The organism is Massilia agrisoli (genome assembly GCF_020831365.1).
Classification (GTDB): domain Bacteria; phylum Pseudomonadota; class Gammaproteobacteria; order Burkholderiales; family Burkholderiaceae_D; genus Telluria_A; species Telluria_A agrisoli.
Genome location: NZ_JAJHPV010000020.1, coordinates 322,898 through 336,767, shown reverse-complemented (window position 1 = coordinate 336,767; position 13,870 = coordinate 322,898). Strand labels below are relative to the sequence as shown.

Genomic DNA, 13,870 nt, shown 5'->3' with positions numbered 1-13,870 from the left:
AAGTCTAGGAGTGCAGACGCCACGTAATGTTGAGCGATATCAAACGATTAAGCTGACCGAGCAATTCCACCAACACGGAGGTGACGCCATGGATTTCAAGACCATCCTCGTGCATGTCGATGACAGCGTGCGCTCCGCCGCCAGGGTGGGCGCGGCCGCCGCCATCGCCAGGCGCAGCGGCGGCCACGTGATCGGCGCCGCGCTCAGCGGCGTGTCGCGCTTCCTGTACCAGGCCATGCCCTCGGAAGCGAACGACCCGACCCTTGCGCTGCACCTCGACTTCCTGCGCGAGCGGGCGCGCGACGCGCTGGCTTTGTTCACGCGGCAAATGGACAGCAGCGGCGTGGCCTCGTACGAAGGCCGGCTGGTCGACGATGAGGCGGGCGCGGGCATCAGCCTGCATGCGCGCGCGGCCGACCTGGTGGTGGTCGGCCAGGCCGAGCCGGGCCAGGCGGTGGCGCCGCTGATGGCCGATTTCCCGGCCTACGTGGTGATCCATTCGGGGCGGCCGGTGCTGCTGTTGCCGTTTGGCATGGAAGCGTGCGACCCGGGACGGCACGTGCTGGTGTCGTGGGACGCCAGCCGCGAGGCGGCGCGCGCGCTGCAGCTGGCGCTGCCGCTGATGGCGCGGGCCGAGACCGTGACGGTTGCGGTGTTCGACACGCGCAGCGGCGCCCGTACGGTGGCGGACGCGACCTCGGCCGATCCGGTGCCTTTCCTGGCGCGGCATGGCATCACGGCGGAGCTGTCGATCGTGCCGGTCGAGCAGAAACGCGGGCACCGGCGGCATGAGGTGGGCGACGCGCTGCTGACCCTGGCTGCGGAGCGCTCAGCGGACTTGCTGGTGATGGGGGCGTACGGGCATTCGCGTTTTCGCGAGACCATCCTCGGCGGCGCGACCCGCTCGGTGCTGGAGGGGATGACGATACCGGTGCTGATGGCGCATTGAGCCGTCCCCTACCTGGCTATTTCCCCTAAGGGCAAAAACAGGCTATGTCACCGTTAGGTTTGGAATGCAGCACGTCGTTCGGCGCGAAAGCGGGAACCCATACGATGTGTGCGCTGGAGGTCGAATCGCTTTATTACTGATCGTCTTCAGAATGGGTTCCCGCCTGCGCGGGAACGACGAGGGTGTAGCACTTCCACACTTAACGGTGACATAGCCAAAAAAAACCCCGGCACAAGGCTGGGGTCTTGAATGCGCCATGCCCGCTTAGCGGACCAGCACTGGTACGCTCAGCGGATCGAAATCCACCCAGTCGCCATCCTGCACCGTGCCTTCAGCGCGCTCAATGTGGTGCGCGCCTACCCTGCGCAGCACGTCCAGCGCGCGGGCTTCATCCGCGGCGTCGGGCAGCGCCACTGCCAGCAGCATGCCCGGCTTGCGCGGTTCGATCCGGTTTTCGCCGCCCTCTTCGCGCTCGCCCGCGTCTTTCATCTTTGAAAAACTGAACAGCGAACCGACGTGGGCGCCCACCAGGCCGCCGACGATCGGGCCCACCGGGCCGGTCACCGGCGAAGTGGCCGCGCCGATGGCGAGGCCCACCGCGCCGCCCGTGGCGGCGCCTTCCACCACGCCCTCCGGGGTTTCCTTGGCGCCTGGCGACAGCACGTTGTCACCGCCGATGGCAGTCAGGTCGTGCTGTCCCGGCTGGTTGACGAAAAAGCCGCTGATGCGGTCTGCCGCAAAGCCAGCGTTCACCAGTTCGCGGCGAGCCATGTCGACTTCGTCCTGGAGTTGGAAATGACCTGCAATAATTGTGGACATGCTAAAACCCTCCTGCATCTAAGATGTTTTCAGGATGCGCCAGCAGCGCTGTTTTCTCTGTTCGCTAACGCACTATGGCGTCCGAATCCCAGGCCAATCATTGCCATTGGCCATAGGCCGGCCGGCCGTAGTACGCCGCCGGCCCGGGCTCGGCCGGCGCGGCCAGCCATTCGCGCGGGTCGACCCGGTAGTAGCGCAGGAACTCGCCGAACAGCTGCGGATGGTGGCTGGCCATCTCGTAGGGCCGCGCGAAGAAGGCCTCGGTGGCGACCGCGAAGAACTCGGCCGGGCTGCTGGCGCCATAATGGTCGAGCACGCTTTGCTGGCGGTACATCGCATCGACCTGCAGGTTGGCGTAGTCGCGCGACAGCACTTCCGACCAGCGCTGGTAACTGGCGCGGTCGCCCAGCCACGGCGCGCCGTTGTTGCTGCCCGATTCGCTGTCAAGCTGGTGGGCAAACTCGTGCAGCACCACGTTGTGGCCCTCGGTCCAGTTGAGGGCGCCATGCAGCACGTGGTCCCAGGCCAGCACGACGCGGCCGTCGCCCCAGGATTCGCCCAGCAGGTCCTGGCGTGCCTCGGTCACCACTCCCGCCTCGTCGACGTGCTTGCGCGGCGCCATGAAGGCAGTCGGATAGACCAGCACCGTGTCGAGGCCGGCGTAGACGCGGCTTGGCCGGTTCAGCAGCAACATGCAGGCCTGGGCGGCAATCGTGACGCGCACCTCATCGTCGATGTGCTGGCCTGCGCAGCCGATAAACTTCTTCTGATAAAGGAACTGCCTGACCAGCTTGTGCAGCTGCTGCTGCAGCCCGGCATCCATGTGGCGGTACACCGGGATGTTGGCGTTGAGGATATTCAGGTGCTGCTGGGGCATCGCCTGGGCCAGTGCGCGCCTGAGCCGCCACTTCGGAACGCTGAACGCGCCCACCACCGCAGCGATGGCGAGTGACAAGATTAACGCCTCCACGGACCCTCCACATTCAGCTTGAACGCCTCGGCCAGCAGGCTGTAGGAACGCAGCCGGACCGAGCGCTCGTAGGCCCAGGTGTTGACGACCAGTTCGTACAGGTCGAGCCGGCTGGCCAGCGCGCGCAAGGTGTCGGCGACCTGTTCGGCGCTGCCGGCCATGGCGCTGCGGCGCATCTGGGCAATGCGGTCGAGCTCCGCCGTCGTGTATGGATAGGCGGCAGCGTCTTCGGGCGACACCAGCGGCCCGAGCAGTCCCTGTTCGAAGCGGACGCGCCAGTGTTCGCGGGTCTGTAGCTGGTGCGCCGCTTCCTGTTCGGTATCGCAGGCCAGCGCCCAGACGCAGATGGTCGCCTGCGGGTGCGGGTAGCGCTCGCTCGGCTGGTAGTTGCTGCGGTACAGGTCGAGGGCCTGCTCGACGCCCTGGCCATCGCTGAAGAAATACGCGAACGCGTAGGGCAGGCCGAGATGGGCGGCGAGCTGCGCTCCATAATTCGAGCTGCCCAGTATCCACATGGCGGGACTGCCCTCGCCTTGCGGCTGCGCCTTGATCGCGCGGTAAGGATGATCGGGCGGCATGCGGCGGCCCTCGATCCAGTCGCGCAGGTCGCGCACTTGCTGCGGAAACTCGTCGGCGCCGGGACTGGCGTGCGGGTTCAGCGCCCGCGCGGTCAGGCGGTCGGAACCGGGCGCCCGCCCGACGCCGAGGTCGATGCGGCCCGGCGCCAGCGCTTCCAGCACGCGGAATTGCTCAGCCACCTTGAGGGCCGAGTAATGCGGCAGCATGATGCCGGCGCTGCCGATGCGGATCCGGTGGGTGGTGGCGGCGACCGCCGCCATCAGCACTTCGGGCGCGCTGCCGACGATGCTGCTGCTGTTGTGGTGCTCGGACAACCAGTAACGGTTATAGCCCAGCGCGTCGCAATGGCGCGCCAGCGTCAGCGAAGCGGTAATGGCTTCGGCTGGCTGGTGGCCGGCGATGGCCGGCGACTGGTCAAGGACGGATAGCCTCATGCTGCTGGGGAAGCCGGGGGCGCGCCGGAAGCGAGATGCTGTTCGAGGGCGTCGGCGTCGCCGATCAGCTTGCCGCCGATGAAGACCTGGGGCCAGGTGGACGCGCCCGACACGGCGCGCAGCACGCTGGCGTTGATGTGCTGGCTCTGGGAAATGTCGGTATAGCTGAGCCCGCGATCGTCCAGCGCCGCCTTGGCGCGCGCGCAATGCGGGCAGCCGGGCTTGGAGAAGACGACCACCGGTTCGGGCACCTGGGCGGACGGGTTGATGTAGCGGAGCATGGTCTCGGCATCGGACACCTCGAAGGGATCGCCGTCCTTTTCCGGCTCGATGAACACTTTCTCGATCACGCCATCGCGCACCAGCATCGAATAACGCCAGGAACGCATGCCAAAGCCCAGGTTGCGCTTGTCGACCAGCATGCCCATGCCCTCGCTGAAGTCGCCATTCCCATCTGGCATGAAAGTGATATTGGCCGCATCCTGGCCCTGCTTCCACTCGTTCATGACGAAGGCGTCATTGACGGCCATGCAGACGATGTCGTCGACCCCATTGTCGCGAAACACCGGCGCCAGCTCGTTGTAGCGCGGCAGATGGCTGGAAGAACAGGTCGGCGTATAGGCGCCGGGAAGCGAGAACACGATGACGGTTTTGCCTTTGAACAGCTCATCCGTGCTGACGTCCCGCCACTGGTCATCCGGCCGCGCCTTGAATGTTATCTGAGGGACAGGCTTGCCTTCCAGCGATTCGGGGGTCGGTAACATGGTGTTCCTTTCGGGATCAGGTAGTGGTGTCGGCATCGTGCCGCTGGGGCTCAAGTGGGGTTGCTTAAGCTCTTTTCAATCTATCAAGCCGCAAAATGCAAAACGCCGCGGCACCAGGAGGTGCAGCGGCGTCGGTCGTGCCGGGTAGGAGGCCGCTGGCGGCCACCTGTTTAGGCGTTGTTTTCCTGCTTGGCCGCCGGAGCGGCGCCGAACAGCGCGGCAACCAGCGGATCGCGGGCGACCGGGCTGCGGTTGACGCGGATCGCATAATGGGTATCGTCGGCCAGGATGTGGAAGTGGCGGCCGGTGCCTGCCATGCTCTGCTCGCGCAGGCCTGGACGCTCCTTGCGCGGGGCTGCCCCTTCGCGCTTTGGCTGGACGATGGCGGCCAGGAAGGCCTTGACCCGCTCAGGATCAGGCGAGATCTGGTACACGGCCTTGCCCAGGTAGGTGGCGGTGCCTTCGATATAGCGGGCCAGTTCGATCACGCCGGCTTCGCGCAGGTCGCGGATGTATTTACGCGCGCCCGATGGCGAGAATTTGAGGAACCAGGCAATTTCGTCGGCCAGCATTTCGTGGGTCGACAATTCCTGGATCAGTTTTTGCATATTTTCAATGCGCCGCTGGGTAGCGGAAGTCGAACGCACGCGCTCAATCGGCGCCATCGAGATCGGGGCACGCTCCGCCGGCTGAGGCGCGACGCGCTCGATCAGGGTGGAATTGGCCGACCGCGAGGCATTCATATCGCCTTGCGCCGCGTTGGATTGAGGTGTCGTTGCATGCATGTTGAGTTACTCCATCGAAGAGATAGTCATTTGGTACGAACCGCTCATGTCGTTTGACAGCCTGACAATTTCGCGGGTTCCGTACTCCTTGGGCTCAAGAATGCCTGTTTCACATCATCAGGTCTGTGCGCCATCGAACATTCAAGAAATTTCCTGCTCGTCGTCATCTTTTTCTGACGATCATGCAAGCAGGCCCGGCTGTGTGCGTTCCCGTACAGAGCAAACGGGGTTGGGTATTTATTCTGTGGTTGTCCGCGCTGACAGCGTGCGCATCGACATTGATGAACAATTTTTATAAGGAAGCCACCATGAAGATCACCCTACTGGCAGCACTGCTGGCCGTCGCCGGCCTGACCGCTTGCGAAAAGACCGAAAGCACCACCGTCACCCCGCCTGCGACCACCGTCGTTGAAACCCCGGCGGCCGCCCCTGCCGCAGTGCCGGTTCCTGTCCCGGTACCAGTGCCTGGCCCAGCCGGCGCACCTGGTGAAAAAGGCGAACCAGGTGCTCCTGGCGCCCCTGGCGAGCCTGGCAAGGACGGCGATACCGTCCTGGTCGTTCCAGAGCAGCCAGCGAAGTAAGCTGTATAGCGCTTGATGAGACAGCGCCGTACCGGTTAAGTTCCGGTCCGGCGCTTTTTTTCATGCTGCGCAGGATCGAAACGACGTTATGTTGTAAAAAAATGACAACCTGGACACCGTAGTGCGGGAACGCACCGAGTGGTTGAACTCGTACGCTTATTCTCCAGTCGAACCTCACAGAACACTGTCAACAATTACGTTTAATTACATTTCGGGAGTTCCTGTGAACAACATGAAAAATATTGCGGTGGCTGTCGGCTTGGCCTGCTGTGCTGGCGCTGCTTTCGCACAAGAAATAAATCCGTCCTGGTACATCCAGCCCAGCATTAATTACTTTGAACCGGACGTCGAGTTCGGCACGGACGAACGCGACTACGGCGGCGGCTTGCGCTTCGGCAGGCCGCTGTCCGAAATGTGGGACCTGCAGATCGGCGCCAGCCACTCGCGCTCGGAGAGCGGACCCTTCAATTACCGCCAGACGCTGGTCGGCGCCGATGCCCTGCTGATGATGTCACGCAGAAAATTCCGTCCCTTCCTGCTGTTCGGCGTCGGCGCCCAGCGCGACAAGGTCGAAAACCCGCTGCGCCGCGTGCACGAAACCTCGCCCTACCTGACCGCCGGCCTCGGCTTCCAGCTGGGCTTTACCGACCAGTGGTCGATGCAGGCAGACTTGCGCAGCGTGCGCGGTCGCCTGCGCCACGACGAAGATTTTGGCTTCGACAAAAGCAATAACAAATACCTGACGATCGGCTTTAACTACGCATTCAACAAGCCGCCCGCACCGCCGCCGCCGCCACCGCCAGTCGCCGAGCAGCCGGCGCCGCCCCCTCCGCCGGCACCGGTACCGCCGCCGCCAGCACCGGCGCGGTTTGAAAAAATCACCCTGTCGGCCACCGAGCTGTTCGAGTTCGACAGCGCAAAGCTGGGCCCGGTACAGTCGCGCCTCGACGAAATCGCCGCCGCGCTCACTGCCGACCCAAGCATTACCGACGTCGACATCACCGGCTATGCCGACCGCCTGGGTTCGGCCGCCTACAACCTCAAGCTGTCGGAACAGCGCGCCAATGCGGTGCGCGACTACCTGGTGGCCAAGGGCATTGACGGCGCACGCTTGAAAGCCTACGGCAAGGGGGAAGCGAACCCGGTGGTAACCTGCACCAACAAGAACCGGGCTGAGCTGATCAAATGCCTGGAACCGAATCGCCGGGTCGAGGTCGAGCAGATCACCATCGAACGGCGGGTATCCGAATAAGCCCTGCTGTGTTAGTAACAAAGGGGCGAGCCTGCCCCTTTTATTATTTCTGGAGAATCGTTTATGGATGTAGCGAAGGAATGGGTGCCGTTTTCAAAGCAACTTGTACACCTGATGCGCTGCACGGTCACGGAATGGTTTGCCGACCGCGCCGCCAGCAAAGGAGCGGCGCTGGCCTTTTATACCCTGTTCTCGATTGCGCCGGTGCTGGTGGTTGTCATCGCCATCGCCGGCTTCTTCTACGGGCATGAAGCCGCCCAGGGCCAACTCCTCAGCGAGCTGAAAGGCCTGGTCGGCGCCCAGGGCGCGGAAGCGATCCAGCTGGTGCTGGCCGGTGCGCGCGACAAGGAAAGCGGCATGTGGGCGACCATCGTTGCCACTGCCCTGCTGCTGTTCGGCGCCACCAGCGCGTTTGCCGAGCTGAAGGACAGCCTGGATGAAATCTGGAACGTGCCGCCACCGAAAGACGCAAGCTGGTGGGATATCGTGCGCACGCGCCTGCTGTCGTTCGGCCTGATCCTGGTGCTGGGCTTCCTGCTGATGGTGTCGCTGGTGGTCAGTGCCGTGCTCGCCATCCTGGAAAACTATTTCACCGGCGTGTGGCAGGACGCCACCGTGCTGCTGTCCTGGATCGCGCAGGTCATCAGTTTCCTGGTCATTGCGACCCTGTTCGGCACGATCTACAAGCTGCTGCCGCGCATCAAGCTGTCGTGGAGCGACGTGACCATTGGTGCGCTGGGAACCGCGGCCATGTTCACCTTGGGTAAATTTGTCATTGGACTGTATATCGGCAACAGCGGCGTGGCGGACAGCTTTGGCGCGGCCGGCTCGATGATTGCGTTGCTGTTGTGGGTGTATTACTCGGCGCAAATCTTTTTCCTCGGGGCCGAGTTCGCGCGCCAGTATGCGCTGCAGCTTGGCAGCCTGAAGCACAAGCCCGCTGAGGAAACGGGCGCGGACAAGTTGCAGAAGGTAGGGTAAGTTGCGAAGTGGGCGGATGCGGCCCCTGGCCTTATCCGCCCTACGCGACCGGCTACTGGAGCAGCCGCACGATCGTTGGTGTGCGTCGACTCGGAAGCCACGGCGGATTTGGCACGCCGCCTTCCCGCCCCTTACTCGCCCAGCAGCTCCGCAATCACTTCCATCCCCTCTACCCGCTCGGCCACGACCTTGATCATCACGACCACCGGTACGCCGAGCAGCAGGCCCCACATGCCCCACAGCCAGCCCCAGAACAGCAGGCTGACGAACACGGCCGCCGCATTCATCTTGGCGATGCGTCCCGTCATCCAGGTCGCGATCAGGCTGCCGACCAGGGTGGCGATGGCGAGCGAGGCGCCGGCCACCAAGAGCACCATCTGCACCGATTCAAATTGCATGAACGCGGCCAGCGCGGTCAGCGACGTGATCAGCAGGGGTCCGAAATACGGCATGATGTGGGTCAGCCCGGCCACCACGGCCCATGCGCCGGCATTCTCGAGCCCGATCGAGCGCAGCGCCACCCACATCAGCAGCGCCAGCATCGTGTTTGTGACGAGCAGCATGAACATGTAGTTCTGGATCGACGTATTAATGTCGTCCAGAATGTGGACCGTGACCTTCTTGCGCGTCAGCGAGGGCCCGGTCAGCTTGACGAGCTTGCGTTTAAACGTGTCGCCGGCAAGGAGCAGGAAGAACACGAGGAAGATCACCATCGTGGCCTGGGTGACAAAGGTCACCAGGCCCATCGAGCCGGCCAGTACCCAGTCCATCACCTTGAAACTGCTGCTGCCGCCCACTGCCGGCGGCGGTTTGCGCGGCGCGGCGCGCTTGCCTTCCATGCCGACGCTGGCAGTGGCCTGCTCGATCTGTGCGGCCGCGGCCTGCACCTGCTGGATCGTGCTTGGCTGTCCGCCCGATGTCTTGTTCAATACGCGGGTCAGCTTTTCTGTGATCTGCGGCAGGTCGTCGATGATGTTGAAGAATTGGTCCTGCACCCGGTGGATCACCAGCCCCATCAGGCCGACAATGGCGACGGTGACCAGCGTTGCGCCGATGGCGCGCTTGATATGCCAGCGCTCCAGCCACAGCACCACGGGATTGAGGGTGTAGGCGATGAAAATACCCAGCAGGAGGGGTACGAGGAATTTCTGCGACCACTGCAGCGCGTACACAAAGGCGACCGTGGCAATGATGCCCAGCGCAAGGCCGCGCGCATTGACGTGGATTGGCAGGCGCAGCCCGGCCGGGTGGCCTGGCGCGGCGTCGGGGAAATCGGAACTGGCGGCGTGGGTGTCCCCGAGGGCGTCCTCGGCGGCGCGTACCGGGTTCGGGTCTGCTAGCTGCATGTTAACTTCACAAAAAAAAAGGCCGGCCAAAAGGCCGGCCCGGGATTGGTCCGGCCGGACCAATAATTATTTTACGCGTACGTCATTCTTTACGGACTTTACACCTTTAATACCGCGTGCGATATCTGCAGCGCGCGATGCATCGGCTGGCTGGGCCACGAAACCGGACAGCTGGACTTCGCCCTTGAAGGTTTCAACGTTGATTTCGGTTGCCTTGACGTTAGGGTCGGCAGCGAAAGCAGCTTTTACCTTGCCGGTGATGACGGAGTCATCGATGTATTCGCCGGTGCCTTCACGGTTTGCGGTCGGTGCGCAAGCAACCATGGTGGTCAGGACGGATGCTGCAATCATCATATGGGCGATGCGTTGTGCGATTTTCATGGTGTAACTCCTTCGGTGGTTAATCAAAAATGCTCAAATGAGCTGGTCGGTACGGCGGGGCCTTACTTTCCGTACTGGTTTTTTGCGGCAGTGACACATCCGTCCTTGGCCGCGCCGGCAAACGCGTCGCATTTTTCAAGTGCGACTTTGTATTCAGCCGTTCGTTTGTCGTCACGCGCATCATTGCGCGCTTCGATGGTTTTCCTGTCGGCGCGCGCATCGGCCTGGGCCGCGACCAGCGTTGCCTTGGCCTGCTGCAGGCAGACATCCTTGTCGTTGCCGGTCAGGGCGGCGCATTTGGCCTTGTCGACATCGAAATAGGCTGCCGCGATACGCAGGCGGGCCTGGGTGTAGGCCTTGAGCGTGTTCTTGTAATGCGCATGGGCTTCTTCATCGGCGTGAACGCGGGCCGCTTTGGCTTCGGCGAGGCAGATGTCTTTTGGATTGCCGGTAATCAGGCCGCACCTGGCGCGGGTCGTTTTGTATTCCAGCGCAGCGCGGTCGCGCGCTTCGTTGTACGCAACCTTCGCTTCCGGCGTCGCTGCCTGGGCCATCCCGGACATCCAGGCGCCGCTACACAGCAGGGCAATGGCGAGGTGAGCTCTCATATTATTTTTCTCCAGTTATCAAAACGATCAGTCATGTTGATGTTTTACGCTGCTTAAGCCAGCTGTTCTGTACGCTAACGAACACTGAAGTTTTTATTTGTACAAACGTGCTAACGACGCAACGCAATCGGCCGCAGGTTTCGATGAACTGTCGCGAAATCGATCTGTCCAAGGTGCGGAAACGCACAGACCTTGCAAATCTGGCAGGACTATCCTGACCTCACACATTTGCAAAAGGAGAACAACATGAAGTCGACGAATACCACCATTGCAACACTGATGATTGCCAGCGCAGCCCTGCTGGGCGGTTGCGCAAGCACCTCCTCCGACCCGTACAACACGGGCACCTACGGCGCCTATGGCTCGCCATCGAGCGCAGCAATGGGCTACGGCACCATTGATTCCATCCAGGTAACCCGTAGCCAGGCCGGCACCAGCGGCACCGGCGCAGTGGTCGGCGGCCTGGTCGGCGCACTGGTGGGTAACCAGGTTGGTAGCGGCAGCGGCCGTACCGCAGCAACCGTTGCCGGCGCCGTCGGTGGCGCGGCGCTGGGCAACAAGGTCGAAGGCGACCGCGCTGCCGCCGGCCGTGACATGTATCAGATCAACATCCGCATGGATAACGGCGAGTACCGCTCGGTGGTGCAAGACAGCGTCTATGACCTGCGCGTGGGCAACCGCGTGCGTATCGTCGACGGCCGCGCCTACCGCTATTAATCCAGAAGGTTGGGCAGCAGATAAACACAACACTGGCGAAGCTCATCTCGTCTGAATCTTACTGAGGAGCTGACCATGGGAACAATACTGCTGATCATCTTGATCCTGGCACTGATCGGGGTCCTGCCGACCTGGAACCACAGCCGCAACTGGGGCTACGGACCGGTCGGCATCACCGGCATACTGGTGATTATCCTGATCATCCTGCTGCTTACTGGGCGGTTGTAAAACAAGCTGAACCGGCGCCGCGTGCGCCGGTTTTCTTTTCTGAAGCACATTTTCGAAGGAGGTGACATGACACACCCGAGGCAAAGATTTCTGCGCATAATTCCAGCCGCCCTGGCCCTGATGCTGGCGGCAGCGACAGCCCAGGCCCAGCAAGCGGAAGCGCCGCCTTCCGCGCAGGCCGCACAGCCGGAACCACGGCCTGCGACGCCGGCGACGGGCGCGACCCCATCGGCCAGCGCGAGCGCATCGGCGGAGCCTGCCGCCACCGCCCTGCCCCAGGATTCGAGCGACCAGAACGTGCCACCGGCGACGGCGCGCAAGCAGGCTGCCGAAGTGGCGGCGGGCGATCCGCAGCGCTGGTACCGCGAAGACGCAACGCCGGCCGCGCGCCTGCGCACCATGCAGAAGGAAATCGCCGCAGGACTGCAGGAGGCGCAGGGAAACTGCCGGCGCCAGCCGACTGCCGAACGCGCGGCCTGCATGAAGGAAGCGCGGGCAACGTATCAGCGTGAAATGTCCGAGGCCAGGAGCAAGGCGATGGCTGGCGCGGCGCGCTGAAACACTTCCCGCGGGATTTGTTGACGCGGCCGGGCGGACAAGCGAAGCCTCCACCGGTTGGCCACAGCGTGGTCGTGATTCAGGCCAATTCGGCGGAGGCGCTACGCTTGTCCGCCCAACCTCACGTGGCAGGTGCTCATTCGCTGATAATTTTTGCCGTCGCGCACCATTGAGGCAATCGCGACCTGGAACATTGGCGACATCAGCTCGCGGCCTATTCCCGGCCCAAAGCGGTCCGGCGGTCGCGGTCGGATGGCAGTTCGTGCACGACCACCGCCGTGTCTTCCTCGATATGCCTGAGCCACGCGGCGTCGCCGACAGCGCGCATGCCGTCGGCGTATCCCTGGTCCCAGCGCCAGTCGATCGATCCCTTCGAAAAATTGATGTCCTTGGCGGCCATGTGCCAGTCGCGCCCCGAATACGGCAGGCGCACGATGTGCAGCGTGCTTTCGCAGCCCAGCGCCGCGAGGTCGCGCTCGTCTTCGACCGTGCGTTGTTCGGGCGGCAGCCGGGCGTACAGGTCACGCAGCTTGTATTGCAGCCGGTGCATTTTGGCGTAATCGGCAATGTGGCGGGTCGAACGCGACGCGTAGGTGACGTCCTTCTGCCGCGTTTGCACCTGGTCGAGCGTGTAGGGTTCGGGGCCGCGCGCGCTCCACAGGTCGACCATGAAGCACAGGACGTCGCCTTCGGGCATTGCACCGAGCACCGACTCGAGCGGGGTGTTCGAGTACAGTCCGCCGTCCCAGTACAGCTGGCCGTCGATGCGCACAGGCGGGAATGCGGGCGGCAGGCTGCCGCTGGCGCGGACATGGTCGGGCTCGATCCGCATGGCCCGGCTGTCGAAGTGTGTCAGCTGGCCTGTCGCCACATTGACCGCGTTGACCGTCAGCCGCATGCAGTCGGGGCTGTTCAGGTAGTCGAAGTCGACCAGCTCGGCAAGCGTGTTGCTCAGCTCCGTCGTGTCGTAGAACGAGGCCAATTCCGGCGCGACCGGCAGCCCGAAGGCAAACCCGTTGAATGGGCGGGGCATGAAGAAGCCAGGCACGCCATGGAACACTGTGTCGATGGTGCTGAAGGTAATATTCGAGCGGCGCTGGCTGTCGCTGACGCGCTCCATGTCGACCCGGTCGGGATGGGAGACTCGCTCCCAAAAACTGCGCACCCGCGCGAGCCGGTCTTCCTTGCGGTTGCCGGCAATTAAGGCTGCGTTGACCGCGCCAATCGAGGTGCCGACGATCCAGTCGGGCACCAGGTCGTGTTCGTGCAGCGCCTGGTAGACGCCAGCCTGGTAGGCGCCCAGCGCGCCGCCGCCTTGCAGCACCAGTGCAATGCGCAAGCCGTGGGGATTCAGGACGTTGGGTGTTGCCACGTTCAATGTCCGTGGCCAGCCAGCACCGCCTTGCGAAGCAGTAAGGACATGTCTTCTCCAGAAAAAAAGCGGCGCCGAATCTGCGATTGCGACGCCGCCCAAGCCCCACCATATTTCAGGTCTGCCGGCCCTGCGGCCGCTTTACATGTGCGCCAGCCGCGCGCGGTGGCGGTTGGCATACCAGCCTGCCGCAGCCATCAGTACAGCCAGGCCAATCGCCGGCTTTTGCAGGCGCCGGCGGTTGATAAAGCTCATGGCGCTCATGGCGTAAGGCATGACGGTGCCGACATTGATGCCCGTCGGCCTCAACAGGCCATCCACCCGGGAACGCAGCGCGAACGTTGCGTGGTCCATCGCGTTGTGGAAAATTGTTTCAGGCTTTGCCCCATGCTTGATGTGGGCTTTCGCCTGGACGATGCCGGCGCGGTAAAAATCACCCTGGCGCAACAGGCGCGCCTTGCGCTCCGACACGTCCGAGGTACTTTCCCGGTCCTTCTTGATCAGTTCGCCGTCTTTGTCCATGTAGTTCCCCTCTTGTTATTGGCC

The 13,870-nt window shown here is 63.2% G+C and carries 17 protein-coding genes; 7 read left to right on the top strand and 10 right to left on the bottom strand.

Annotated elements, in window-relative coordinates:
- Nucleotides 1-88 precede the first annotated feature (88 nt).
- Nucleotides 89-949 carry a universal stress protein gene (locus tag LMJ30_RS21695; protein WP_267869708.1) on the top strand — a complete coding sequence of 287 codons (861 nt, stop codon included), beginning with the start codon at nt 89-91 and terminating at the stop codon, nt 947-949.
- Between the two features lie 264 nt (nt 950-1,213).
- Here LMJ30_RS21695 and LMJ30_RS18155 read toward each other — a convergent pair whose 3' ends face one another.
- The 5 genes from LMJ30_RS18155 to LMJ30_RS18135 form a co-directional block, all read right to left on the bottom strand.
- Nucleotides 1,214-1,768 (bottom strand): glycine zipper domain-containing protein, encoded by a 555-nt coding sequence (locus LMJ30_RS18155; RefSeq protein ID WP_229433829.1) that lies wholly within the window; start codon nt 1,766-1,768, stop codon nt 1,214-1,216.
- A gap of 97 nt (nt 1,769-1,865) precedes the next feature.
- Nucleotides 1,866-2,723, bottom strand: a complete 858-nt coding sequence (locus tag LMJ30_RS18150) for a M90 family metallopeptidase (protein WP_229433828.1) — start codon at nt 2,721-2,723, stop codon at nt 1,866-1,868.
- Nucleotides 2,724-2,725: 2 nt separating this feature from the next.
- Nucleotides 2,726-3,751: an LLM class flavin-dependent oxidoreductase gene (locus LMJ30_RS18145; RefSeq protein ID WP_229433827.1), complete on the bottom strand. Its 1,026-nt coding sequence runs from the start codon at nt 3,749-3,751 to the stop codon at nt 2,726-2,728.
- Entirely contained in the window at nt 3,748-4,515 is a 768-nt protein-coding gene (locus LMJ30_RS18140) for a glutathione peroxidase (protein WP_229433826.1), read from the bottom strand. Before LMJ30_RS18140 ends, LMJ30_RS18145 begins: the two co-directional genes overlap by 4 nt.
- A 170-nt stretch (nt 4,516-4,685) precedes the next feature.
- Nucleotides 4,686-5,300 (bottom strand): winged helix-turn-helix domain-containing protein, encoded by a 615-nt coding sequence (locus LMJ30_RS18135; RefSeq protein ID WP_229433825.1) that lies wholly within the window; start codon nt 5,298-5,300, stop codon nt 4,686-4,688.
- 308 nt (nt 5,301-5,608) lie between these two features.
- Between LMJ30_RS18135 and LMJ30_RS18130 the strand changes: the two genes are divergently transcribed.
- The 3 genes from LMJ30_RS18130 (at nt 5,609) to LMJ30_RS18120 (ending at nt 8,114) form a co-directional block, all read left to right on the top strand.
- Nucleotides 5,609-5,881, top strand: coding sequence for a collagen-like protein (locus LMJ30_RS18130; RefSeq protein WP_229433824.1), 273 nt, complete (start codon nt 5,609-5,611; stop codon nt 5,879-5,881).
- A gap of 232 nt (nt 5,882-6,113) precedes the next feature.
- A complete protein-coding gene (locus tag LMJ30_RS18125; RefSeq protein WP_267869722.1) occupies nt 6,114-7,133 on the top strand; it encodes an OmpA family protein in 1,020 nt (339 codons plus the stop codon).
- 63 nt (nt 7,134-7,196) lie between these two features.
- On the top strand, nt 7,197-8,114 hold the full coding sequence (locus LMJ30_RS18120; RefSeq protein ID WP_229433822.1) for a YihY/virulence factor BrkB family protein: 918 nt from the start codon (nt 7,197-7,199) through the stop codon (nt 8,112-8,114).
- Nucleotides 8,115-8,245: 131 nt separating this feature from the next.
- On the opposite strand, the gene LMJ30_RS18115 is transcribed toward LMJ30_RS18120, so the two are convergent.
- The 3 genes from LMJ30_RS18115 to LMJ30_RS18105 form a co-directional block, all read right to left on the bottom strand.
- A complete protein-coding gene (locus LMJ30_RS18115; RefSeq protein WP_371873043.1) occupies nt 8,246-9,460 on the bottom strand; it encodes an AI-2E family transporter in 1,215 nt (404 codons plus the stop codon).
- Between the two features lie 66 nt (nt 9,461-9,526).
- Nucleotides 9,527-9,841 (bottom strand): BON domain-containing protein, encoded by a 315-nt coding sequence (locus LMJ30_RS18110; protein WP_229433821.1) that lies wholly within the window; start codon nt 9,839-9,841, stop codon nt 9,527-9,529.
- 62 nt (nt 9,842-9,903) lie between these two features.
- Nucleotides 9,904-10,449, bottom strand: a complete 546-nt coding sequence (locus tag LMJ30_RS18105; protein ID WP_229433820.1) for a hypothetical protein — start codon at nt 10,447-10,449, stop codon at nt 9,904-9,906.
- A 246-nt stretch (nt 10,450-10,695) separates the two neighbouring features.
- Here LMJ30_RS18105 and LMJ30_RS18100 point away from each other — a divergent pair, with 246 nt between their 5' ends.
- From LMJ30_RS18100 to LMJ30_RS18090, 3 genes are all read left to right on the top strand, one after another.
- Nucleotides 10,696-11,166 carry an outer membrane lipoprotein gene (locus LMJ30_RS18100; protein ID WP_229433819.1) on the top strand — a complete coding sequence of 157 codons (471 nt, stop codon included), beginning with the start codon at nt 10,696-10,698 and terminating at the stop codon, nt 11,164-11,166.
- A 75-nt stretch (nt 11,167-11,241) separates the two neighbouring features.
- A complete protein-coding gene (locus tag LMJ30_RS18095; protein WP_229433818.1) occupies nt 11,242-11,394 on the top strand; it encodes a DUF3309 family protein in 153 nt (50 codons plus the stop codon).
- A 66-nt stretch (nt 11,395-11,460) separates the two neighbouring features.
- Complete coding sequence (locus LMJ30_RS18090; protein ID WP_229433817.1) at nt 11,461-11,952, top strand: hypothetical protein; 492 nt, start codon at nt 11,461-11,463, stop codon at nt 11,950-11,952.
- Between the two features lie 214 nt (nt 11,953-12,166).
- Here LMJ30_RS18090 and LMJ30_RS18085 read toward each other — a convergent pair whose 3' ends face one another.
- Both LMJ30_RS18085 and LMJ30_RS18080 read right to left on the bottom strand, forming a co-directional pair.
- On the bottom strand, nt 12,167-13,324 hold the full coding sequence (locus tag LMJ30_RS18085; protein WP_229433816.1) for a patatin-like phospholipase family protein: 1,158 nt from the start codon (nt 13,322-13,324) through the stop codon (nt 12,167-12,169).
- A gap of 141 nt (nt 13,325-13,465) precedes the next feature.
- Nucleotides 13,466-13,846, bottom strand: a complete 381-nt coding sequence (locus LMJ30_RS18080; protein ID WP_229433815.1) for a hypothetical protein — start codon at nt 13,844-13,846, stop codon at nt 13,466-13,468.
- Between the last annotated feature and the right edge of the window lie 24 nt (nt 13,847-13,870).